The organism is Streptomyces sp. NPDC042336, assembly GCF_055581985.1.
Genome location: NZ_JBVJEA010000030.1, coordinates 32840 through 54835 on the forward strand (window position 1 = coordinate 32840; position 21996 = coordinate 54835).

The 21996-nt window shown below is 70.7% G+C and carries 22 protein-coding genes and 4 tRNA genes; 13 read left to right on the forward strand and 13 right to left on the reverse strand.

Annotated features, from left to right (window positions below; genetic code table 11):
- The first annotated feature begins 147 nt into the window (after window positions 1-147).
- On the forward strand, window positions 148-1623 hold the full coding sequence (locus tag ACZ6IM_RS36845) for a N,N-dimethylformamidase beta subunit family domain-containing protein (protein WP_052843075.1): 1476 nt from the start codon (window positions 148-150) through the stop codon (window positions 1621-1623).
- A gap of 87 nt (window positions 1624-1710) precedes the next feature.
- On the forward strand, window positions 1711-2610 hold the full coding sequence (locus ACZ6IM_RS36850; RefSeq protein ID WP_052843074.1) for a phosphoribosylaminoimidazolesuccinocarboxamide synthase: 900 nt from the start codon (window positions 1711-1713) through the stop codon (window positions 2608-2610).
- Window positions 2611-2687: 77 nt separating this feature from the next.
- On the opposite strand, the gene ACZ6IM_RS36855 is transcribed toward ACZ6IM_RS36850, so the two are convergent.
- From ACZ6IM_RS36855 to ACZ6IM_RS36890, 8 genes are all read right to left on the reverse strand, one after another.
- Window positions 2688-2760, reverse strand: a tRNA-Gly gene (locus ACZ6IM_RS36855).
- A 44-nt stretch (window positions 2761-2804) separates the two neighbouring features.
- Entirely contained in the window at window positions 2805-3419 is a 615-nt protein-coding gene (locus ACZ6IM_RS36860) for a response regulator (protein WP_052843072.1), read from the reverse strand.
- Entirely contained in the window at window positions 3416-4663 is a 1248-nt protein-coding gene (locus tag ACZ6IM_RS36865; RefSeq protein WP_469562933.1) for a sensor histidine kinase, read from the reverse strand. The genes ACZ6IM_RS36860 and ACZ6IM_RS36865 overlap by 4 nt, the downstream gene beginning before the upstream one ends.
- Window positions 4664-4691: 28 nt before the next feature.
- Window positions 4692-5516 (reverse strand): ABC transporter permease, encoded by an 825-nt coding sequence (locus ACZ6IM_RS36870; RefSeq protein WP_052843069.1) that lies wholly within the window; start codon window positions 5514-5516, stop codon window positions 4692-4694.
- Complete coding sequence (locus tag ACZ6IM_RS36875; protein WP_469562936.1) at window positions 5513-6487, reverse strand: ABC transporter ATP-binding protein; 975 nt, start codon at window positions 6485-6487, stop codon at window positions 5513-5515. The genes ACZ6IM_RS36870 and ACZ6IM_RS36875 overlap by 4 nt, the downstream gene beginning before the upstream one ends.
- A gap of 150 nt (window positions 6488-6637) precedes the next feature.
- A tRNA-Gly gene (locus ACZ6IM_RS36880) sits at window positions 6638-6710 on the reverse strand.
- 80 nt (window positions 6711-6790) lie between these two features.
- Window positions 6791-6862: transfer RNA gene (locus ACZ6IM_RS36885), tRNA-Gly, on the reverse strand.
- Window positions 6863-6998: 136 nt separating this feature from the next.
- On the reverse strand, window positions 6999-7316 hold the full coding sequence (locus ACZ6IM_RS36890) for a histone-like nucleoid-structuring protein Lsr2 (protein ID WP_052843067.1): 318 nt from the start codon (window positions 7314-7316) through the stop codon (window positions 6999-7001).
- A gap of 350 nt (window positions 7317-7666) precedes the next feature.
- Between ACZ6IM_RS36890 and purS the strand changes: the two genes are divergently transcribed.
- The 3 genes from purS to purL are packed head-to-tail and all read left to right on the forward strand — an operon-like array spanning window position 7667 to window position 10871.
- On the forward strand, window positions 7667-7939 hold the full coding sequence (gene purS, locus ACZ6IM_RS36895) for a phosphoribosylformylglycinamidine synthase subunit PurS (RefSeq protein WP_003974895.1): 273 nt from the start codon (window positions 7667-7669) through the stop codon (window positions 7937-7939).
- Window positions 7936-8616 carry a phosphoribosylformylglycinamidine synthase subunit PurQ gene (gene purQ / locus ACZ6IM_RS36900; protein WP_003974894.1) on the forward strand — a complete coding sequence of 227 codons (681 nt, stop codon included), beginning with the start codon at window positions 7936-7938 and terminating at the stop codon, window positions 8614-8616. Before purS ends, purQ begins: the two co-directional genes overlap by 4 nt.
- A complete protein-coding gene (gene purL, locus ACZ6IM_RS36905) occupies window positions 8613-10871 on the forward strand; it encodes a phosphoribosylformylglycinamidine synthase subunit PurL (RefSeq protein ID WP_469562943.1) in 2259 nt (752 codons plus the stop codon). Before purQ ends, purL begins: the two co-directional genes overlap by 4 nt.
- Window positions 10872-10934: 63 nt before the next feature.
- Here purL and ACZ6IM_RS36910 read toward each other — a convergent pair whose 3' ends face one another.
- Window positions 10935-11519 (reverse strand): Uma2 family endonuclease, encoded by a 585-nt coding sequence (locus ACZ6IM_RS36910; protein ID WP_469562946.1) that lies wholly within the window; start codon window positions 11517-11519, stop codon window positions 10935-10937.
- A 127-nt stretch (window positions 11520-11646) separates the two neighbouring features.
- Here ACZ6IM_RS36910 and ACZ6IM_RS36915 point away from each other — a divergent pair, with 127 nt between their 5' ends.
- The 6 genes from ACZ6IM_RS36915 (at window position 11647) to purM (ending at window position 17447) form a co-directional block, all read left to right on the forward strand.
- Window positions 11647-12150, forward strand: a complete 504-nt coding sequence (locus tag ACZ6IM_RS36915; RefSeq protein WP_469562948.1) for an ArsR/SmtB family transcription factor — start codon at window positions 11647-11649, stop codon at window positions 12148-12150.
- A gap of 43 nt (window positions 12151-12193) precedes the next feature.
- Window positions 12194-13039, forward strand: a complete 846-nt coding sequence (locus tag ACZ6IM_RS36920; RefSeq protein WP_052843063.1) for a M23 family metallopeptidase — start codon at window positions 12194-12196, stop codon at window positions 13037-13039.
- 9 nt (window positions 13040-13048) lie between these two features.
- Window positions 13049-13846 carry a maleylpyruvate isomerase family mycothiol-dependent enzyme gene (locus tag ACZ6IM_RS36925; RefSeq protein ID WP_469562952.1) on the forward strand — a complete coding sequence of 266 codons (798 nt, stop codon included), beginning with the start codon at window positions 13049-13051 and terminating at the stop codon, window positions 13844-13846.
- A gap of 59 nt (window positions 13847-13905) precedes the next feature.
- Entirely contained in the window at window positions 13906-14709 is an 804-nt protein-coding gene (locus ACZ6IM_RS36930) for an META domain-containing protein (protein WP_052843061.1), read from the forward strand.
- A 62-nt stretch (window positions 14710-14771) separates the two neighbouring features.
- Window positions 14772-16298 (forward strand): amidophosphoribosyltransferase, encoded by a 1527-nt coding sequence (purF, locus tag ACZ6IM_RS36935; RefSeq protein ID WP_052843060.1) that lies wholly within the window; start codon window positions 14772-14774, stop codon window positions 16296-16298.
- Between the two features lie 66 nt (window positions 16299-16364).
- On the forward strand, window positions 16365-17447 hold the full coding sequence (gene purM, locus ACZ6IM_RS36940) for a phosphoribosylformylglycinamidine cyclo-ligase (RefSeq protein ID WP_052843059.1): 1083 nt from the start codon (window positions 16365-16367) through the stop codon (window positions 17445-17447).
- Between the two features lie 87 nt (window positions 17448-17534).
- Here the strand turns inward: purM and ACZ6IM_RS36945 are convergent, their stop codons facing one another.
- Window positions 17535-17789: a DUF3073 domain-containing protein gene (locus tag ACZ6IM_RS36945; RefSeq protein WP_052843058.1), complete on the reverse strand. Its 255-nt coding sequence runs from the start codon at window positions 17787-17789 to the stop codon at window positions 17535-17537.
- A gap of 321 nt (window positions 17790-18110) precedes the next feature.
- Window positions 18111-19205, reverse strand: a complete 1095-nt coding sequence (locus tag ACZ6IM_RS36950; protein ID WP_469562957.1) for a Leu/Phe/Val dehydrogenase — start codon at window positions 19203-19205, stop codon at window positions 18111-18113.
- A gap of 229 nt (window positions 19206-19434) precedes the next feature.
- Here ACZ6IM_RS36950 and ACZ6IM_RS36955 point away from each other — a divergent pair, with 229 nt between their 5' ends.
- Complete coding sequence (locus ACZ6IM_RS36955; protein WP_052843056.1) at window positions 19435-20283, forward strand: DUF8083 family protein; 849 nt, start codon at window positions 19435-19437, stop codon at window positions 20281-20283.
- Between the two features lie 533 nt (window positions 20284-20816).
- Entirely contained in the window at window positions 20817-21023 is a 207-nt protein-coding gene (gene bldC, locus ACZ6IM_RS36960) for a developmental transcriptional regulator BldC (RefSeq protein WP_003949541.1), read from the forward strand.
- A 472-nt stretch (window positions 21024-21495) separates the two neighbouring features.
- Here the strand turns inward: bldC and ACZ6IM_RS36965 are convergent, their stop codons facing one another.
- Complete coding sequence (locus ACZ6IM_RS36965) at window positions 21496-21690, reverse strand: DUF6274 family protein (protein WP_052843055.1); 195 nt, start codon at window positions 21688-21690, stop codon at window positions 21496-21498.
- A 192-nt stretch (window positions 21691-21882) separates the two neighbouring features.
- A tRNA-Asp gene (locus tag ACZ6IM_RS36970) sits at window positions 21883-21957 on the reverse strand.
- Between the last annotated feature and the right edge of the window lie 39 nt (window positions 21958-21996).

Sequence of the window (21996 nt, forward strand, 5' to 3'; positions counted from 1 at the left end):
TCGGACCCTCTCATTCCACTTTCGGCCACTTCGCAACGAACAGTGACAGCCCGCGTGCGAAATGTGATGTGCTGGGACCGATCGCGCACATGGCAAAGGCGTTCGTCATACGCACGACCACGGGGGCACGAGGGAGGGGACTGTCCCATGGGGCCCGAGCAGATCCGCCGCTGGGAGTCGGGAGCACTCGCACACGCCGTGACGGACCCCTTCGGCCAGGGGCCGGTCCCCTGGCTGCGCGGCGGCGAGACGTACTTCGGCGACACCGGCCAGATGATCGCCTGGTACGCGGACCAGGACCGCACCGGCACCGGCACCCGCACCGACCCCGGTGGCGGTCCCCGCGCCGCGGACGACGTCCGCCGCCAGATCAAGGGCTTCACCGCGACGGGGGCCGCCGCCCCCGGCGAGGCCATCGACTTCCACGTCACCGTCGACCCGCCGCAGGAGTTCAGCGTCGACGTCTACCGGATCGGGCACTACGGCGGTGACGGCGCGGCCAAGATCACCACCAGTCCCCGCCTGTCCGGCATCGTCCAGCCCCCGCCCCTCGCCGCCGACCGCACGGTCTCCTGTCACCACTGGTGGCTGTCCTGGCGGCTGCAGATCCCGTCGTACTGGAACGCGGGCGCGTACGTCGCCGTCCTCACCACCGCCGACGGCTACCGCTCCCACGTGCCCTTCACGGTCCGCGACGACCACCCCGCCGACCTGCTCCTCCTCCTGCCGGACATCACCTGGCAGGCGTACAACCTCTATCCGGAGGACGGCCGCACCGGTGCCAGCCTCTACCACGCCTGGGACGAGGAGGGCCGGCTGCTCGGCGAGGCGGACGCCGCGACGACCGTCTCCTTCGACCGCCCCTACGCGGGTGCCGGGCTGCCCCTCCACGTCGGTCACGCCTACGACTTCATCCGCTTCGCCGAGCGCTACGGCTACGACCTCGCCTACGCCGACGCCCGCGACCTGCACTCGGGCCGCGTCGACCCGGCCCGCTACCGGGGCCTGGTCTTCCCCGGCCACGACGAGTACTGGTCCGCCCCCATGCGCCGCACCGCGGAACTCGCCCGGGACCGGGGGACGTCCCTGGTCTTCCTCTCCGCCAACACCATGTACTGGCAGGTCGAGCTGGCCCCCTCCGCGTCGGGCACCCCAGACCGCCTGCTGACCTGCCGCAAGCGCAAGGGACCCGGCCGCCCCGCGCTGTGGCGGGAGATCGACCGCCCCGAGCAGCAGCTGCTCGGCATCCAGTACGCCGGCCGCGTCCCCGAACCGCACCCGATGATCGTCCGCAACGCCGGTCACTGGCTCTGGGAGGCCACCGGAGCGCACGAGGGCGACGCGATCGAGGACCTGGTGGCGGGCGAGGCCGACCGCTACTTCCCGCGCACCGCGCTCCCCGAGCACGACGAGCGGGTCCTGCTCGCCCACTCCCCGTACACCGACGTGGACGGCGTCCGGCGGCACCAGGAGACGTCGCTGTACCGGGCCCCGTCGGGCGCCTGGGTCTTCGCGTCCGGCACGTTCGCCTGGTCCCCGGCCCTGGACCGCCCCGGCCACGTCGACCCGCGTGTCCAGCGCGCCACCGCCAACCTGCTGGACCGCATCTGCAAACGGGACTGAGAACGGCGCCCGAGACCGCCCCGCCGTCCACCGCGCCTCCGACATACGGGAGAATCGGACCATTGGACAGAACCACGGGGAGGAACCGTGTCCGGATTCGTTGAAAAGCCCGAACCGATCCAGGTTCCGGGTCTGGTGCACCTGCACACCGGCAAGGTGCGCGAGCTGTACCGGAACGAGGCGGGCGACCTCGTGATGGTCGCCAGCGACCGCATCTCCGCCTACGACTGGGTGCTGCCGACCGAGATCCCCGACAAGGGCCGGGTCCTCACCCAGCTCTCCCTGTGGTGGTTCGAGCAGCTCGCCGGCCTGGCCCCGAACCACGTGCTGAGCACCGAGCTGCCCCCCGGCGCCCCCGCCGACTGGGAGGGCCGCGCCCTGGTCTGCAAGTCGCTGCGGATGGTCCCGGTGGAGTGCGTGGCCCGCGGCTACCTCACCGGCTCCGGCCTGGCCGAGTACGACGAGACCCGCACCGTCTGCGGCCTCGCCCTCCCCGAGGGCCTCGTCGACGGCTCCGAGCTGCCCGCCCCGATCTTCACCCCGGCCACCAAGGCCGAGGTCGGCGAGCACGACGAGAACGTCTCCTACGAGGAGGTCGCCCGCCAGGTCGGCGCGGACACCGCGGCGGCCCTGCGCCAGGCCACCCTCGCCGTGTACTCCCGCGCCCGGGACATCGCCCGTGAGCGCGGCATCGTCCTCGCGGACACCAAGTTCGAGTTCGGCTTCGACGGGGACGACCTGGTCCTCGCCGACGAGGTCCTCACCCCGGACTCCTCCCGCTTCTGGCCGGCCGACCAGTGGCAGCCGGGCCGCGCGCAGCCGTCGTACGACAAGCAGTTCGTGCGGGACTGGCTGACCTCGGCGGAGTCCGGCTGGGACCGCAGGAGCGAGCAGCCCCCGCCGCCGCTCCCGCAGCGGGTCGTGGACGCCACCCGCGCCAAGTACGTGGAGGCCTACGAGCTGCTGACCGGCCAGAGCTGGTCGTAGTCCGCCGCGCCCGCCGCAGCCGCTGTGGGCGCGGACACGAAGAAGCCCCCGGCCGGAGCCGGGGGCTTCTCACACGGAGCGAACGACGAGGTTCGAACTCGCGACCTCAACCTTGGCAAGGTTGCGCTCTACCAACTGAGCTACGTTCGCACTGCGCGGGCTTCGTCGTGGACTTCGCCGTGGCGCGACAGCCACTATACCCAACCCCGCTCCCGTGCGAGACGCACCGCCGCGTGCCGGTTCTCCGCACCGAGCTTGCTCGCGGCCGACGACAGGTAGTTCCGTACGGTGCCCTCGGCGAGCGCGGCGCGCTCGGCGATCTCCGCGACGGGTGCCCCGTCGGCGGCGTGCTCCAGCACCTCGGCCTCGCGCGCGGTCAGCGGCGAGTCCCCGGCGGAGATCGCGTCGGCGGCCAACTCGGGGTCGACGTACCGGTTTCCGGCGTGCACCGTGCGGATCAGTTCGGCGAGCCGCTGGGCGCTGACCGTCTTGGGGACGAACCCGCGCACCCCCGCCGCGAGGGCCCGCTTCAGATGCCCCGGGCGCCCGTGACTGGTCACGATCAGCACCTTGCAGGCGGGCAGCTCGGTCCGCAGCGATGTGGCGACCTTCACACCGTCGGCGCCGGGCATCTGGAGATCCAGCACGGCGACGTCCGGGGCGTGCGCCCGCGCCATCGCCAGGGCCTCGGGTCCGGTGGCCGCCTCGGCGACGACGACCAGGTCGTCCTCCAGGGACAGCAGGGCCGCGAGCGCCCCGCGGATGAGGTGCTCGTCGTCGGCGAGCAGGACGCGGACGGTCGTCGTCACGAGGCGGCCTCCAGCGCGGCCCCGGTCGCGGCGGCCGGCAGCGGCACCTCGGCCCTCAGCCGGAACACGCCCTTGCCGGCCGGTCCCGCCTCCAGGGTCCCGTCCACCGCGGAGAGCCTTTCCCGCAGTCCGGCGAGCCCGGAGCCGCCCGGGCCCGCCGGGGCGCCGTCCCCCGCCGTCACCGCCACGCCGTCGTTCTCCACCGTCAGCACTACCCGCCCCTTCGACATCCGCACCGTCACGGCGACCTTCTTCGCGTCCCCGTGCCGCAGCACGTTCGTGGTCGCCTCCCGCACCACCCAGCCGAGCGCCGCCTGCACCTCGGCGGGCAGGTCGGCCGTCTCGCCGGTGACCTCCGAGACGATGCCCGCCGCCGAGAGCACCCCCCGGGCACCGGCCAGTTCCACCTCCAGGGCGGCCTCCCGGTAACCGCGCACGACGTCCCGGACCTCGCGCTGCGACTCCTGCGCGATGCGCTGCACCTCGATCATCTGCTCCACCGCCTCGGGCCTGCCGCGCCGGGACAGCTGGACGGCCAGCTCGCTCTTGAGCGCGATCACCGCCAGGTTCCGCCCCATCACGTCGTGCAGGTCCCGGCCGAACCGCAGCCGCTCCTCGGCGACGGCGAGCCTGGCCCGGGTCTCCTTTGCGTCGTCGAGCGCGTAGACCGCGTTGAGCAGCCAGACGGAGAAGATCGAGGTGACGGCGAGGAGCCCACCGGTCACCATCACCAGGCCGGCCAGCACGACCGACGCGACGGCGGGCATCTCCAGCGGAAACGTGATGAGTCCCGCGCCGAGCGCGAAGGCCCCGACGACGGCGACCATGCGCCGCCGGCCCCGCACCCCGAGCGTGGTGACACCGGCGCCGAAGCACATGACTCCGCCGTAGACCGAGCCCGCCGCGGTCTCCACCTCGCCGTCCGGCCCGCGCTCCGCGATCCCGACCGCGGTGATCGCGATCACGGCGGTGACGACGACGAGTACCCACATCAGCCGCACGGGCTGCGGGCTCCGGCCCAGCGTCCAGTCCAGCGTCCGGGACGAGACCAGCATGCAGACGGCCGCATGCACGGTGACCAGCAGGCACAGCACCGTGGCGAGCCCGACGCCGGTCCGGCCGTAGGCGGTCACCCCGAGGGCCACGACCTCGATCGCACCGAAGAAGTGGAACGACCACCGCGTGTACGTCTCCACCTTCTGCGGTGTGCTCTTGATCCGCCACCATCCGCCCGGCCTGCGCATCCGTCCGCCGCTCCCACTCGCCCGTACCTCAGTGCCGTGGCTCCCAGCGGAACCACCGTCGTACAGCAAACACCGCGAGCACGGTCCAGGCCACCGCCGTCAGGACGGCGCCCAGCGCCTCGTAGGCCGACAGGTCACCGGTCCAGCCGCCGCGCACCAGGGTGATCACGGGGGTCAGCGGCAGCAGCTCGCACACCGAGGCCAGCCGGTCGGGCATCATCTCCAGCGGGAAGAACAGGCCGGAGCCGAGCATGGAGACGAACATGAACGGCAGCGGCGTGACCTGCGCGCTCTCCCCGGTCCTGGTGAAGCTCGCGGTGACCGCCGCGAGCGCGGCACACATCACCAGGCCCAGTAGCAGACCGACGACGGCCAGGTGGACCGCCGACGGCGCGGACAGATCGAGCAGCACCGCGCAGCCCACCGCGAGCAGCAGGGACTGCACCAGCCCGCTGAGGACGGCCGGCAGCGCCGAGCCGCTGAGGATCTCCACGTCCCGCAGCTCACCGGTGCGCAGCCGTTTGAGGACGAGTTCCTCGCGCCGCACGACGAAGACGCCGACGAGGGCCGAGTAGACGGCGAACAGCAGGGAGAAGCCGATCGCGGCGGGCAGCACGAGGGTGCCGGTGGTCAGTCCGGCCCCGGCGAGGTCCATCTCCTTGGCCCCCGCCCGCACGCTGAACGGCAGCACGAGCGGCACGAACAGCGCGGCGAAGACGGTGCCCTTGTTCCGCCCCAGCAGGGTCAGTTCGGCGCGGGCGAGGGCGGTCATGCGGCCCGTCGGCGTGGTGGTCGCGGTCCCGGCGGGGCGCTCGGCGCGGGCCGGGGTGCCGGTGGCGTCGGTGGCGCTCATGCCGCGTACTCCTTCTCCGTCGTCGTGGTGGGGGACGTCCTCGCGGACACCTCCTTGGCGATGCTGAGGAAGGCCTCCTCCAGGGATGCCGAGCGCACGTCCAGGCGGCGCAGTTCCACCCCGGCCTGCCCGGCCCACACCAGCAGGCCGGTGGCGGCGCGCTGGAGTTCCCGGGTGCGCAGCTTCACCATGCGGCCGTCGACCTCGTGGTCGCCCACGCCCATTTCGGCCAGCGGCGGCAGGTCGCCCACGAAGTAGCCTTCGGGCAGTTCGAAGGAGATGTGGGACGGCTGTGCGGCGGTCACCTCGGCCGGGGTGCCGGTCGCGGCGATCCGGCCCTCGTGCATGATCGCGAGCCGGTCGGCGAGGTTCTCGGCCTCCTCCAGGTAGTGTGTGGTCAGCAGCACCGTCGTACCGGCGTCGCGCAGCCCGCTCACCAACTCCCAGGTGTCCCGGCGGCCTTCGGCGTCCAGACCGGTGCTGGGCTCGTCGAGGAAGAGCACCTCCGGGTCGCCGAGCAGCGCGAGCGCCAGGTCCAGACGGCGCCGCTGGCCGCCGGACAGCTGCTTCACGCGGGTGTCGGTCTTGGACTCCAGACCGACCAGCGCCAGCACCTCGGCCGGCGGCCGGGCGCCGCTCACGCACCCCGCCCACAACCGTGCCGTCTCGGCGACCGTCAGCTCGGAGGGGAAGCCGCCCTCCTGGAGCATGACCCCGGTGCGGGGGCGTACGGCGGCCCGCTCGGTGTACGGGTCGTGCCCGAGGACGCGTACCCGCCCGCCGGCCGGAGCGGCGAGCCCCTCCAGGAGCTCGACCGTCGACGTCTTGCCGGCGCCGTTGGTGCCGAGCAGGGCGAAGACCTCGCCGCGGCGCACGGAGAAGTCGATTCCGCGCACGGCCTCGAACCCGCCCCCGTACACACGCCGCAGGTCGGTGACCTCAATCACGTGTTCGTGCTCGTTCGTTCGCATGTTTCAAGCATTCCGGCGCGCGGGGCGGGACGACAGTGCGGCCCGTCATCACCGGGCATGACAAATGTCAGGGACGGAGCGGTGGCGGTGGGCACGGTCACCGGACGCACGAAAAGACCCCGGTCCTGGAGGACCGGGGTCTGATTCCCGAGCGGACGACGAGGCTCGAACTCGCGACCTCAACCTTGGCAAGGTTGCGCTCTACCAACTGAGCTACGTCCGCATTGCCCCCGACCGGCCTTCACCGATCGGTGCGAGCACCAGCCTACCTGATCCCAACGGGTCATCGGTACGGCGGTGCAGAGCGGGTGACAGGAATTGCACACTGCGCCTTCCCCCTGGAAGGGGGATGTTCTACTACTGAACTACACCCGCGTGTTCCGTGAGCTGGGCCTTTCGGCCTCGCCCCTCGGCGTGCTCCAGACTTTAGCTGATCACCCGGGGTGCCGCGCAAGTCGGTTGCCGCGAGGGGCGACTGAGCGGCCGTCGGCCGCCCGTGCCGGAGCACGGCTCACTGCGCCTCGGCGAACGCCTCGTACACCCTCTTCGGGATCCGGCCCCGCGCGGGCACGTCCAGCTTGTTCGCCTGGGCCCAGGCCCGCACCGCGGCCGGGTCGGGGGCGACCTCCGTCTGCCGGTAGGCCTTGCCGGACCGGGAGCGCTTGCGGCCGGCCGAGACGTACGGCTCGAGCGCCTTGCGCAGTTTCCGGGCATTGGCTTCGTTCAGGTCGATCTCGTACATCCGGCCGTCGACTCCGAAGGCGATCGTCTCCGCCGCTTCCGAGCCGTCGATGTCGTCAAAGAGAGTGACCACGACACGCTGCGCCACGAATATCGGTCCCTTCGTGCGGCATCTCCGCGATGACGTGCCAGAACGTGCCAAGACGTCGCGATGATGCCGACTGTTCGCCTGTAATTGGGCAAAGTATCGGCTAATGACATTTCATTTGTACCGTGCCCGGCATTGCAATGGGAAGACCGACTAAATCTGTCCGCGTGTCCGCTGGGCAATAGGTGTCCACGCTCGATCCCGGATCTTTCCCGAAGCTTTTCGTGAGCACCCCCTCCCGATGCCGAATCGTGACTGGGCTCACGTAGTTTCCTCCAAGGCTACGCGCGTAGAAATTTTGTACGGGTAGTCTGAAGGAACCTGCTCAGCACCACACACCGGGAGTGCCAGTGGCACGCGTCGTAGTCGACGTCATGCTCAAGCCGGAGATCCTCGACCCCCAGGGCCAGGCGGTGCAGCGCGCACTGCCGCGGCTGGGTTTCGAAGGGATCTCGGACGTCCGTCAGGGAAAGCGATTCGAACTGGAAGTGGACGGGCCGGTCGACGACGCCGCCCTCGCCCGCATCCATGATCTTGCGGAATCCTTCCTCGCCAACACCGTGATCGAGGACTTCACCGTCAAGGTCGAGTCCGAAGACGTGGTCGCGGGGGCGGCGAAGTGACCGCTCGTATTGGCGTCGTCACTTTCCCCGGCAGCCTCGACGACCGGGACACGCAGCGCGCGATCCGCGTCGCCGGTGCCGAACCCGTCGCCCTCTGGCACAAGGACAAGGACCTCAAGCAGGTCGACGCCGTGGTGCTGTGCGGCGGTTTCTCGTACGGCGATTATCTGCGCGCCGGCGCCATCGCGCGCTTCTCGCCGGTGATGGACACCGTCATCGACCAGGCGAAGGCCGGTCTGCCGGTGCTGGGCATCTGCAACGGCTTCCAGATCCTCACCGAGGCCCACCTGCTGCCGGGCGGCATGCTGGGCAACGACCACCTGCACTTCATCTGCCGCGACCAGAAGCTGCGGGTGGAGAACGCGGACACCTCCTGGACCAGCGACTACACCGCCGGCCAGGAGATCCACATCCCGCTGAAGAACATGGACGGCCGCTACGTCGCCGACCGGCGCACGCTGGACGAGCTGGAGGCGGAGGGGCGGGTGGCCTTCCGCTACCTGGACATGAACCCCAACGGCTCGCTCAACGACATCGCCGGCATCACCAACGCCGCCGGGAACGTCGTCGGCCTCATGCCGCACCCCGAGCACGCCGTCGAGTCGCTGATCGGTACGGGCCGTACCGACGGCCTGCCGTTCTTCACCTCGATCCTCAAGAAGCTGGTCAACGCATGAGCCGGACGCCTCTGGACACGGTCGAGCACGCGACCGCGACCCCCGACGTCGAGCTGCCCTGGGCCGAGCTGGGCCTGAAGAAGGACGAGTACGAGAGGGTCGTGGAGATCCTCGGCCGCCGCCCCACCGGCGCGGAACTCGCCATGTACTCCGTCATGTGGTCCGAGCACTGCTCGTACAAGAGCAGCAAGGTCCACCTGCGCCAGTTCGGCGAGAAGGCCCCCGAGTCCGAGGCCATGCTCGTCGGCATCGGCGAGAACGCCGGTGTCGTCGACGTCGGCCAGGGCTACGCCGTCACCTTCAAGGTCGAGTCGCACAACCACCCCTCCTACGTCGAGCCCTACCAGGGCGCGGCCACGGGCGTCGGCGGCATCGTGCGCGACATCATCGCGATGGGCGCGCGTCCCGTCGCCGTCGTGGACCCGCTCCGCTTCGGCGCCGCGGACCACCCCGACACCAAGCGCGTCCTGCCCGGCGTCGTCGCCGGCATCGGCGGCTACGGCAACTGCCTGGGCCTGCCCAACATCGGCGGCGAGGTCGTCTTCGACGCCTGCTACCAGGGCAACCCGCTGGTCAACGCCGGGGCCATCGGCGTGATGCGGCACGAGGACATCCACCTCGCGAAGGCGTCCGGCGCGGGCAACAAGGTCATCCTGTACGGCGCCCGGACCGGCGGCGACGGCATCGGCGGCGCGTCGATCCTCGCCTCCGAGACCTTCGACGACGCCAAGCCGTCCAAGCGCCCCGCCGTCCAGGTCGGCGACCCCTTCCAGGAGAAGCTCCTCATCGAATGCACCCTGGAGGCCTTCGCCGAGAAGCTGGTCGTCGGCATCCAGGACCTGGGAGCGGCGGGCCTGTCCTGCGCGACCAGCGAGCTGGCGTCGAACGGCTCCGGCGGCATGCGCGTCACGCTGGACGACGTCCCCCTGCGCGACTCGACCCTCTCGCCCGAGGAAATCCTCATGAGCGAGTCGCAGGAACGCATGTGCGCGGTGGTCGAGCCGGAGAAGGTCGACCGGTTCCTGGAGATCTGCGACAAGTGGGACGTCATCGCCACCGTCATCGGTGAGGTCACCGACGGCGACCGGCTGGAGATCTACTGGCACGGAGGCAAGATCGTCGACGTCGACCCGCGCACCGTCGCGCACGACGGCCCGGTCTACGAGCGCCCCTATGCCCGCCCGGACTGGCAGGACGCCCTCCAGGCCGACGACGCGAACAAGCTGCCCCGGCCCAGCACGGGCGACGAGCTGAAGGACCAGGTCCTCAAGCTGGTCGGCTCGCCCAACCAGGCCTCCAAGCAGTGGATCACCCAGCAGTACGACCACTTCGTGCAGGGCAACACCGTCCTCGCCCAGCCCGAGGACTCGGGCATGATCCGCGTGGACGAGGAGTCCGGCCTCGGCGTCGCCATCGCGACCGACGGCAACGGCCGCTACGCCAAGCTCGACCCGTACACGGGCGCGCAGCTGGCCCTGGCGGAGGCCTACCGCAACGTGGCGACCACCGGTGCGAAGCCCCTCGCGGTCTCCGACTGCCTGAACTTCGGGTCCCCGGAGGACCCGGCGGTCATGTGGCAGTTCGCGGAGGCCGTGCGCGGCCTGGCCGACGGCTGTCAGCAGCTCGGCACCCCGGTGACCGGCGGCAACGTCTCGCTCTACAACCAGACGGGCGAGGCGGCCATCCACCCCACCCCGGTGGTGGCCGTGCTGGGCGTCATCGACGACGTGGCCCGCCGCACGCCGGTCGCCTTCCAGGAGGAGGGCCAGCTGCTGTACCTGCTGGGCGACACCCGCGAGGAGTTCGGCGGCTCGGCATGGTCCCAGGTGATCCACGACCACCTCGGCGGCCTGCCCCCGAAGGTCGACCTGGAGCGCGAGCGCCTGCTCGGCGAGATCCTGATCTCCGCCTCCCGCGACGGCATGATCGACTCCGCGCACGACCTGTCCGACGGAGGTCTGGTCCAGGCGGTCGTCGAGTCGGCGCTGCTGGGCGGCAAGGGCGCGCGTCTGGTCGTACCGGACGGGCTCGACGCCTTCACCTTCCTGTTCTCGGAGTCGGCGGGCCGTGCGGTCGTCGCCGTCCCGCGCTCGGAGGAGGTCCGCTTCAACGACATGTGCGGCGCCCGCGGCCTGCCCGTCACCCGCATCGGCGTGGTCGACGGCGACGCGGTCGAGGTCCAGGGCGAGTTCACCCTCTCCCTGACCGAGCTGCGCGAGACCCACGAGGGCACGATCCCGGGGCTGCTGGCGTAGTAGTCGCAGTTCCCTGAGCGTCTGAGGTCCCGTCCGGCTGGTTCCGGACGGGACCTCGTCGTCTCAGCGCACGTAGTTCTTGAGGATCTCCGTGTCGAGTTCGATGCCGATCGGGTCCGGGAGGACCGCTGCCTCGCCGAAATCCGTGAGGCGGATGTCGCGATAGCCACCGACTCGCCGGTTCGGGCGGCTGTGGACCGTGACCGTGCAGGTGTCCCGGTCGATCAGCAGGTACACCGGAATCCCCGCCTGCCCGTACGCGGCAGGCTTCTCGTGCCGGTCACGCCGGTCCGTGTCCGAGTCGTACGACGTGACCTCGACGACCATGAGGGCTCCGTCCGGTTCGGCCCATTCGCCGTGTCCCGCGAAGTGGGCCTCGGGAGCGAGCACGGCGTCCGGCCGCGCCCTGCTTTGCCGGTACGCGTCGACCCGTAGCCCCTGTGTCTGGTACAGGTCAAGGTCCGGCCGCGACTGCATACAACGTTTGGCCAGCCAGGTCACGATGCTGTTGTGGTCCCCGTCCGTCACCGGCTTGACCTCGATCCGTCCGTCAATGAACTCCAACGTGACGGTCTCGGGAGCGGCGGAAGCGATCGTTTCGAACTCGTCCACCGACATCTGAGACGTGTGCTCGGCCATAACCGTCATGTTGCACCTCCTTCCAGGCGCGGACCAGTGTTTCCAGGGGGTGGGGTCCCCCGGGCCGCCTTTCGCGACCAGACACACGTGCGAGTGACGCTTGCGTGGGCTTACGTAGCTACGTAATGTCGTACTCATGGAGCAACTGGAACAACGTGTGGCCGACCTCGAGCGGCGTCTCGCCGCCCTGGAAGCCGCCGACCGGCCGGCCTCCGGTCCCAGGGAGGGTGACCTCTGGGCCCTGGAAGGGCTGAAGGCGCAGCTCGCCGAGCTGGGGGCCGCGGCGGGAGGTGTCCTCTTCACCGGCTCGGTGCGCCTGCCGGCCGGGGAGCAGTACGTCTGGCAGCACGGCGCGCTGACCGAAGGGCTGCTGGACGCCGACTGGGCCGAGTCCGCCGAGGTGTTCGCCGCGCTGGGGCATCCCGTGCGGCTGCGGCTGCTGAGGGAGGTGCTCGGGGGGCGGCGCACCGCCGCCGAGCTGGCGGAGCTGGACGGGATGGGCACGACCGGCCAGATCTACCACCACCTGCGCCAGCTCACCGGCGCCGGCTGGCTGCACACCACCGGCCGGGGCCGCCACGAGGTGCCGCCGGGGCGGGTCGTACCGCTGCTGGTGGCGCTGTCGACCGCACGGAACTGACCCGGGCCCCAACCGGCGGGACCGTCACGAGCAAGGGGGAACGATGTCCGTACCGTCCGCACGCAAGCTCGCCATGATCGCCTTTCGGGTGCTGCAGCTCGCCTTCCTGGCCCTGGTGGTCGTCGGCGTCATCTTCGACCCGGGGTATCCGTGGTGGAGCGTCTTCCTGCCGCTGGTCCTCGCCTACGTCCTGATCACCGTGGTCAACCGGTGGAACGGCGGCGCCCCGGACGCGCCCGGCAGGTCCCGCGAGCCCGTCGAGGTCGCCCCGCCCGTCACCGGCCGCTGGTCCGCGCTGAACAGCCCGGCCGACCGCACTCCGAGCCACGGCGTCCACGCCTACGGGCAGACCTTCGCCATCGACCTCGTCGCCGAGCCGGAGCCCGGCGCCCGCCCCGGCTTCCGGGCCCTGTGGCCGCTCGCCCGGCGCAGCCGCGACTTCCCGGCGTTCGGCGCCCCGCTCCTCGCGGTGGCCGACGGCACGGTCGTACGCGCCGACGACGGCCAGCGCGACCACCTGAGCCGCACGTCCCTGCCCGCGCTGCTGTACCTGATGCTGGTCGAGGGCTCGGTACGCGAGCTGGCCGGCGCCCGCCGCATCGTCGGCAACCACCTCGTCCTCGACCTCGGCGACGGCGTTCACGCGCTGTACGCCCACGTGCAGCGGGGCTCCTTCACCGTCCGCGAGGGCGACCGGGTCCGCGCCGGCCAGGTGCTCGCCCGCTGCGGCAACACCGGCAACTCCACCGAGCCGCACGTCCACTTCCAGCTGATGGACGGCCCCGACCCGGACAGTGCGCGGGGCGTCCCCTTCACCTGGACCGGCATCGGCGTCCCGCGCAACGGCGAGATCTTCGAGACGCCCTCGTCGGCCGGCTCGCCCGCATAGGCTCACCGCATGCCTCCGGCCAGAAAACGCCCCCGCGCCTACGACCCCGCCCGCACCCGCGCCGCCGTTCTCGCCCAGTACGGCAACGTGCGGGCGGCCGTCCGCGGCCTGACCCCCGAGCAGCTCGCCCTGCCCACCCGGCTCGGGGAGTGGAGCGTGCGGGAGCTGGTCACGCACGTCGGGATGGCGCTGACCGCCGTGGACCGGCTGCTGGGGGAGCCCGAGCCGGTGCGGCAGGACGGCCGGCTGCTCGACTGGCCGTTCGCCATCGCCGCCGACGCGGACGCCATCGCCGGGACGGCCCGGCGGCTCGCCGCCGAGCACCCCGACCTGGACGCCCACCTCGCCGAGGTGGAGCGGCGCTTCACCGAGCGGCTCGACACCCACCCCGCAAGCAGGCTGCTCCCCACCAGCGCGGGCGCCCTGCCGCTGGCCGACTACGTCGTCACCCGGACCGTCGAGCTGGTCGTGCACACCGACGACCTCAACGCCGCGGTGCCCGGCCTCGACGTCCCGTACGACCGGCAGGCACTCGCCGCCGCGACCCGGCTGCTGGCCGACGCGCTCGCCGTGAAGGCGCCGGGCGGCTCAACCGAGGTACGGATCCCGCCGTACGCGGTCGTGCAGTGCGTCGAGGGTCCCCGGCACACCCGTGGCACCCCGCCCAACGTCGTCGAGACCGAACCGCTGACCTGGGTCCGGCTCGCCACCGGGCGGCTGACCTGGAAGGACGCCCTGGACGGGGCGAAGGTGAGCGCGAGCGGGGAGCGGGCCGACCTCTCAGCCCTGCTGCCGCTGCTGGGCTGAGACGGGAAGCCGGGGGGACGGAGCGGGAACCGGATCTTCCCGGTCTCCGTCGAATCGGCATGTACAGGCAGAAGCAGCAGCGCAGCATGACCCTGACCGTGGCGGCCGTCGCCGCGCTGGCCCCGCTCGCCGCGGCCTGCGGCAGTGAGAAGGCCGACGACGGCGGCAGCGCCTCCGTGGGAGCGGGAGGCGAGCGCATCACCGGCGTCCGGTGGAGCATCGACAGCGTCACCGTCGACGGCGCCACCCATCGCGCGCCGGACACGGCACACGTACGGATCGACGACGGCGGCGAGGCCGCGGGCAGCACCGGCTGCAACAGCTTCAGCGCCCGCGCCGACGTCGACGGCGAACGCGTCCGGCTCAGCGACGCGATGTTCACCGAGAAGGCCTGCGCCCAGACCCCCGCCGGCTTCGAGAAGTCCCTCGGCCGCGCCCTCACCACCGGCTCGCTCACCACCAAGAACGAGGGCGAGCGGCTCACCCTCACCACCGCCGACGGCGACACCGTCCGGCTCAGCAGGTCCGAGGACGCGTCCCTGTACGGCACGGAGTGGGCCGTGGACGTCCCGGGCCACAAGGACGGGAAGGGCCGCGCCCGCCTCACCTTCGACCAGGAGGCGAAGACCGTCTCCGGACGGCTTCCCTGCAACCACGTCAACGCCGGGGCCACCGTCAGCGACGGGCGTATCACCCTGGGCACCCCGTCCACCACCCGAATGATGTGCGAAGGCTCACTCATGGACGCCGAGAAGCGGCTGCTGGGCTTCTTCGACGGCAAGGTCGACTATCGGATCGATCATGAAACCCTCACGCTGACCAGCGACGACGGTGCCACGGTCCGGGCCGTCGCCGACCGGTGAGGCGCTGGTGAGCCCGTATCCCCAATTCGGACCAGTGGTCGATCTCGCCTACACTCGAAGGCGTGCCACGTGGTGACGGTCGACTCAATCACGATCTGCTTCCCGGTGAGAAGGGCCCCCAGGACGCCTGCGGCGTCTTCGGTGTCTGGGCTCCGGGCGAAGAGGTCGCAAAGCTCTCCTACTTCGGGCTCTACGCCCTCCAGCATCGAGGCCAGGAATCCGCGGGAATCGCGGTCAGCAACGGCTCCCAGATCCTCGTCTTCAAGGACATGGGCCTGGTGTCCCAGGTCTTCGACGAGACCTCGCTCGGTTCGCTCCAGGGTCACATCGCGGTCGGTCACGCCCGCTACTCGACCACCGGTGCCTCCGTGTGGGAGAACGCCCAGCCGACGTTCCGTGCCACCGCGCAGGGCTCCATCGCGCTCGGGCACAACGGCAACCTCGTCAACACCGCCCAGCTCGCCGGGATGGTCGCCGACCTGCCCAAGCAGGACGGCCGCTCCACCCGGGTCGCGGCGACCAACGACACCGACCTGATCACGGCCCTGCTCGCGGGCCAGGTCGACGACGACGGCAAGCCGCTGACCGTCGAGGAGGCGGCCGGCAAGGTGCTGCCCCAGGTGCGCGGCGCCTTCTCCCTCGTCTTCATGGACGAGCACACCCTCTACGCGGCCCGTGACCCCCAGGGCATCCGCCCGCTGGTCCTCGGCCGCCTGGAGCGCGGCTGGGTGGTCGCCTCCGAGTCCGCCGCCCTCGACATCTGCGGCGCCTCCTACGTCCGCGAGATCGAGCCGGGCGAGTTCGTCGCCATCGACGAGAACGGCCTGCGCACCTCGCGATTCGCAGAAGCGAAGCCCAAGGGCTGTGTCTTCGAGTACGTGTACCTGGCCCGCCCGGACACCGACATCGCCGGCCGCAACGTCTACCTCTCGCGCGTCGAGATGGGCCGCCGGCTGGCGAAGGAGGCCCCCGCGGAGGCCGACCTCGTCATAGCGACCCCGGAATCCGGCACCCCCGCCGCGATCGGCTACGCCGAGGCCTCCGGCATCCCCTTCGGCAACGGCCTGGTCAAGAACGCCTATGTCGGCCGGACCTTCATCCAGCCCTCACAGACCATTCGCCAGCTCGGCATCCGCCTGAAGCTGAACCCCCTCAAGGAAGTCATCAAGGGCAAGCGGCTGGTCGTCGTGGACGACTCCATCGTCCGCGGCAACACCCAGCGGGCCCTGGTCCGCATGCTCCGCGAGGCCGGCGCCGCCGAGGTCCACATCCGGATCTCGTCCCCGCCCGTGAAGTGGCCCTGCTTCTTCGGCATCGACTTCGCCACCCGCGCCGAGCTGATCGCCAACGGCATGAGCGTCGAGGAGATCGGCACCTCGATGGGCGCCGACTCCCTGGCGTACATCTCCATCGACGGCATGATCGAGGCGACCACCATCGCCAAGCCGAACCTGTGCCGCGCCTGCTTCGACGGCGAGTACCCGATGGAACTCCCCGACCCCGAGCTGCTCGGCAAGCAGCTCCTGGAGACCGAGCTGGCCGCCGGGCCCGCCGGTACGGCCGCCGCCGACGCCATCCGTCGTCCGTAGCCGCCCGTTTCCCTGGTCCCTGGCTTTCCGGCCTCCCTGCCGTACGACACGAAGGTTCTCATCGTCATGCCTGACACAACTGGTGCCAGCAACGCGTCAGCGTCTTACAAATCAGCAGGTGTCGACATCGAGGCGGGCGACCGCGCCGTCGAGCTCATGAAGGAATGGGTCAAGAAGACGCGGCGCCCCGAGGTCCTCGGCGGCCTGGGCGGCTTCGCCGGCCTCTTCGACGCCTCCGCCCTCAAGAACTACGAGCGTCCCCTGCTCGCCTCCGCCACCGACGGCGTCGGCACCAAGGTCGACATCGCCCGGCAGCTCGGCGTCTACGACACCATCGGCCACGACCTGGTCGCCATGGTCATGGACGACATCGTCGTGTGCGGCGCCGAGCCGCTGTTCATGACGGACTACATCTGCGTCGGCAAGGTCCACCCCGAGCGGGTCGCCGCGATCGTCAAGGGCATCGCCGAGGGCTGCGTGCTGGCCGGGTGCGCCCTGGTGGGCGGCGAGACGGCCGAACACCCCGGTCTGCTGGGCCCGGACGACTTCGACGTCGCCGGCGCCGGTACGGGCGTCGTCGAGGCCGACCGGCTGCTCGGCCCGGATCGCATCCGAACGGGTGACGCGGTGATCGCCATGGCGTCCTCCGGGCTTCACTCGAACGGGTACTCGCTGGTCCGCCACGTCCTGCTGAACGAGGGCGGCCTGGCGCTCGACGCCCACCTGGACGGCCTCGGCCGCACCCTCGGCGAGGAGCTGCTGGAGCCGACCAAGATCTACTCCCTGGACTGCCTGGCCCTCGTGCGCACCGCCGAGGTCCACGCCTTCAGCCACGTCACCGGTGGCGGTCTCGCGGCCAACCTGGCCCGTGTGATCCCCGACGGCCTGCACGCCGTGGTGGACCGCTCCACCTGGACCCCGGGCGCGATCTTCGACCTCGTCGGCCGGACCGGCCGGGTCGAGCGCCTGGAGCTGGAGAAGACCCTGAACATGGGCGTGGGCATGATCGCGATCGTGCCCGAGGAGTCGACGGACGTCGCCCTGACGGCCCTCGCCGACCGCGGCGTGGACGCCTGGGTGGCCGGCGAGATCACCGACCGCGGCGCGCACGGGACGGGCGCGGCGCTGGTGGGCGACTACGCCGTCTGAGCCGCCGCGGACGCCACAGGCGCCGCGGGTAGCACAGAACCCGGTCGGTGACAGAGGTCACCGACCGGGAAGGTGTTCAGTGCAAGGTCAAGCGCCGCGTCGCTGTTGGGAAGGGGACTGGCCGTCCTCGTCCTCGTCGTCGTCCTCATAGAGGTCGGCGTACTTTGCGTACACGTCGTCGTCCTGCTCATCGTCCTCGAATGGCCCGCCGTTAGGCGGTTGTGCATTCGACGGCGATGCGCCCAGCTCCTCGGCCAGGCGGGAGAGATCAGTCCCACCGCTGTTGTACTTCAGCTGGCGGGCGACCTTCGTCTGCTTGGCCTTGGCCCGGCCGCGCCCCATGGCTCGACCCCCTCAACGACGGGGCTCGACGGCCCCAGAGTCTTGACACGCGTTCATGGTCCGGAACGGGCTCTCCGTGAAGAGACCGGTCCGTAGGGCTTCCACGGTACCTGAGCCCACGCCCATACGGTACGTCGCCCGCAGCACGTGGCCTTGCCCAGGACCCTCGAGGCGCCCCGTCCTCGCTGGTCAAAGGCGATTTTAACCACCTTTCGACGGTCGACCCGCCGGGATAAGTGAGAGTTCTCTCCAACTGCCCCCCGACGGGTACCGGTCAAACCCGCGATGGCCCCGCCGGACCACCGCTGTACGACGGTCGGATCATCGCCGGGAACGGGCCTCCGCCATGCGCTGCTCGGCGATCCGGTCGGCCGCCGCGGCCGGCGGAATACCGTCCTCCTTCGCACGTGCGAATATGGCCAGCGTGGTGTCGTAGATCTTCGCGGCCTTCGCCTTGCACCGGTCGAAGTCGAAGCCGTGCAGCTCGTCGGCGACCTGGATGACGCCGCCGGCGTTCACCACGTAGTCCGGCGCGTAGAGGATCCCGCGGTCGGCGAGGTCCTTCTCGACGCCCGGGTGGGCGAGCTGGTTGTTGGCCGCGCCGCACACCACCTTGGCGGTCAGCACCGGCACGGTGTCGTCGTCGAGCGCGCCGCCGAGCGCGCAGGGCGCGTAGATGTCCAGGTTCTCCACCCGGATCAGCGCGTCCGTGTCGGCGACGGCGACCACCGACGGGTGCCGCTCGGTGATGCCCCGCACCACGTCCTTGCGCACGTCGGTCACCACCACGTGCGCGCCCTCGGCGAGCAGGTGCTCGACCAGGTGGTGGCCGACCTTGCCGACGCCCGCGATGCCGACGGTGCGGTCGCGCAGCGTCGGGTCGCCCCACAGGTGCTGGGCGGCGGCCCGCATGCCCTGGTAGACGCCGAAGGAGGTGAGCACGGAGGAGTCGCCCGCACCGCCGTGCTCCGGGGAGCGCCCGGTCGTCCAGCGGCACTCGCGGGCCACGACGTCCATGTCGGCGACGTAGGTGCCGACGTCGCACGCGGTGACGTAGCGGCCGCCGAGCGAGGCGACGAACCGGCCGTAGGCGAGGAGCAGTTCCTCGCTCTTGATCTGCTCCGGATCACCGATGATCACGGCCTTGCCGCCGCCGTGGTCGAGACCGGCCATGGCGTTCTTGTACGACATCCCGCGCGCGAGGTTCAGCGCGTCGGCGACGGCCTCCGCCTCGTTCACGTACGGGTAGAAGCGCGTACCGCCGAGCGCGGGGCCCAGCGCGGTGGAGTGGAGGGCGATGACGGCCTTGAGACCGCTGGCACGGTCCTGGCAGAGCACGACTTGCTCATGACCCCCCTGGTCCGAGTGGAACAGGGTGTGCAGTACATCAGCAGGTGCGCCGTTTACGTCGGTCACGGTGGTGACTCCTGTGTAGGTGCGGCGATGGGTGGCAGGCCCCGTGAAGGTGGCGGGGACTGTGGCACGAGATTAGAGCCTGGGGGTACCGGCCCGCCGCACAGTGCTCAGGATCACCTCCGCACGGAGTACGGGCGTGCGACGATTTGCAGAGATTCCCGCGCGTTTGTGATCCGTTTCCACGGGTTTCCGCAGGTTTTCGCGTCGGTGCGCGGGGGAGGGAGCAGGCGTGCCCAAGGTGTCCTCGGTGATCGTCCCGTACGCGGCGTACCTGCGCGTGTACGAGCCGCTGGCGGCTTTCCCCGACGAGGAACGCGACCACTGGACCCGTTACGCCCGCCGTCCCGACCGGCCCTCCTACCAGGACGAGCTGCGCCGCTCCCTGGCCGACCTGCTGCCCACCCCGCCCGTCGCGGTGCCGGTGCACGAGAGCGCGGACGCCTTCGTGGCCGAGGTGGACGGCGTGGTCTGCGTCTGCCCCTGGCGGACCCGGCTGCGCGGCTGGCAGGCCCTGGACGACCTGGCCGAGGACTTCCCGGAGCCGGTCCTGGACGCCCTGATCCCACCGGTCGTGCGCCGCCAGAGCGCGCAGGACTACGAGCGCTGGCTGGAGCGCAACCCGGACGCCCGTCCGTGGATCCGCACAGCCACCTGGCAGGTGCCGATCAACTGGTTCGTGCTGGTCTCCGACGCGGAGCGGGAGTACGACGGGGGCGACGGCGAGCGGGCGGCGGCGCCGGTGCTGCGCTACCGCACCCCGATGGTGCAGGCCCGCCGGCGGGTGGCCCGGGGGCTGCGGGCGCTGCGGGAGGCCGTGGACGAGGGGCCGCTGATCGACGGTCTGGTGGACGTGGGGCGCTGGCTGGAGGAGTTCCACCCGCGTTCCCTGGTCGAGTTGGACTACGGCGGACTGGTGCACACCCTGCCGGCCGGTGAGTTGGAGGCGGACCACTCCGCGGCGGACGTGGCCGAGGGGATCGAGGCGCTGCGCCACGGCGACGGGGTGACCGCTGGGGCGGCGTACGGGCGGCTGGTGGAGCGCTGGCGGGCGGTCCGGGACCGGCGCTCCGCGAACTGACGTTTGACGTACCGCCCGATGTGGGGTTTCGTCTTCCGCTCCGACACCCGTTCGGGATGGACTGACCTCTTGGTGACAAGGGACGTAGGTCCCGATCCGGGCGTATGCGTCAAGCGTGACGGACCGCACGTACATCACTCTTGCGCCGCTTCCCCCTCCTCATGCCAAAATAGGACAAGGAGCCCGGGGAGGGCTCCTTCCGTCCTGCCGTGATGCACTGTGGGTGGAATCTCAGCATTGCACGCTTTGGGGGGTCTGGTGACTCCTGATCGCCCCTGTGACTGATCGTCACAGTGGCGTGACTGTCCGCTATGACATGGTCCATCGGCTTCCGTCGCTGATGAACACCTGGGAGGGCAATTCCATCGGTTTGGCCGACGCGGCTGGACAGATGGTGTAGTTGTAGTGCCGAGGACAAGCCGTTCGTCCTATAACCGACTCGACTCGCGTCCGCCATTTCGGGCAACGCGGGTCAAGGTGCAGAATTTAGAGGAATGAACCGAGAAGGTTCGGTTCTCCCGAGGAGGCCGCTCATGACCGCTCGCACCCCTGATGCCGAGCCGCTGCTGACCCCGGCTGAGGTCGCCACCATGTTCCGCGTCGACCCGAAGACGGTCACGCGCTGGGCGAAGGCCGGCAAGCTCACGTCGATCCGCACGCTCGGCGGGCATCGCCGCTACCGCGAAGCCGAGGTCCGCGCCCTGCTCGCGGGCATTCCGCAGCAGCGCAGCGAGGCCTGAACAACTGAATAACCGGGCAGAACGGCAGGTCCCCCAACCTGTCGCGGCGCCTGGACCACAGCTCCAAGCGACGCCGTCCCTGCCCCAACAGAGGTGCGTCGTTGATCGCGCTGGACTCCGCCGGGTCCAGCGCGATTTTTTTGTGCCCGGCCGGGCGTGCGCCGCGGGGTCCCCTGCCGCGCCCGTGTGTCCGGTCCTGTGTCAGGTGGGCGGGCCGGTGGACGGTTCTGTGAGCGGGCTTGTGGAAGTCTGGGGACGGGTGTCGGATGAGCTGTGCGAGCACCGTCGAGGCAGTGCAATTGCACATATTAAATTGATTAGTTGTAGGAGAGGCGTAAGTGCCACGTTCTCAAAAACTCGTGCGGTGACTCCCGTCACACCGCGTGGTGGTTGTTGGGCCGGGCGTCGGTGCGCTATTGGAGGGCTGGCCTCCATGAGGTCTGCGGGGCAAGGGCGTTGGGGCTCGCGGGGTTCACGCCGTGGGCGCGCTCTCGCTCTCGACGCCCTCTTGACGGCCCGTCGGAGACTGTGGGGCCGGCGAGTCCATCGCGAGCCGCAGGAGCCGGTGGCAGATCGGACAGTGGCGCGTCACATGACGGTACGACGACGCGGCCGACAGGTGCGCGCGGAGCAGGGCCCCGGTCTCGTGCCTGACCGATGTCGCCATGTGCCACCTCCAGGGGCCCCACGGGGGATGTGCCCTGTCTTTGGAGTACCGAGCGAAAGTGACGCCGTCAAGGCCGCGAGAGGGCCGCTGAGGGCCACTGGGAGCCACTGGGCGAGTCCGGCGGTTCCGGACACCGGCCCGGGGCAACGAAGAAGCCCCGCACCGATCGCTCGGTACGGGGCTTCTTCACTGCGGTCCTGACGGGATTTGAACCCGCGGCCTCCACCTTGACAGGGTGGCGAGCACTCCAAACTGCTCCACAGGACCAGGTTTCGCGGCGCTTCTTGTGCGTTGCGCTGCGAGAAG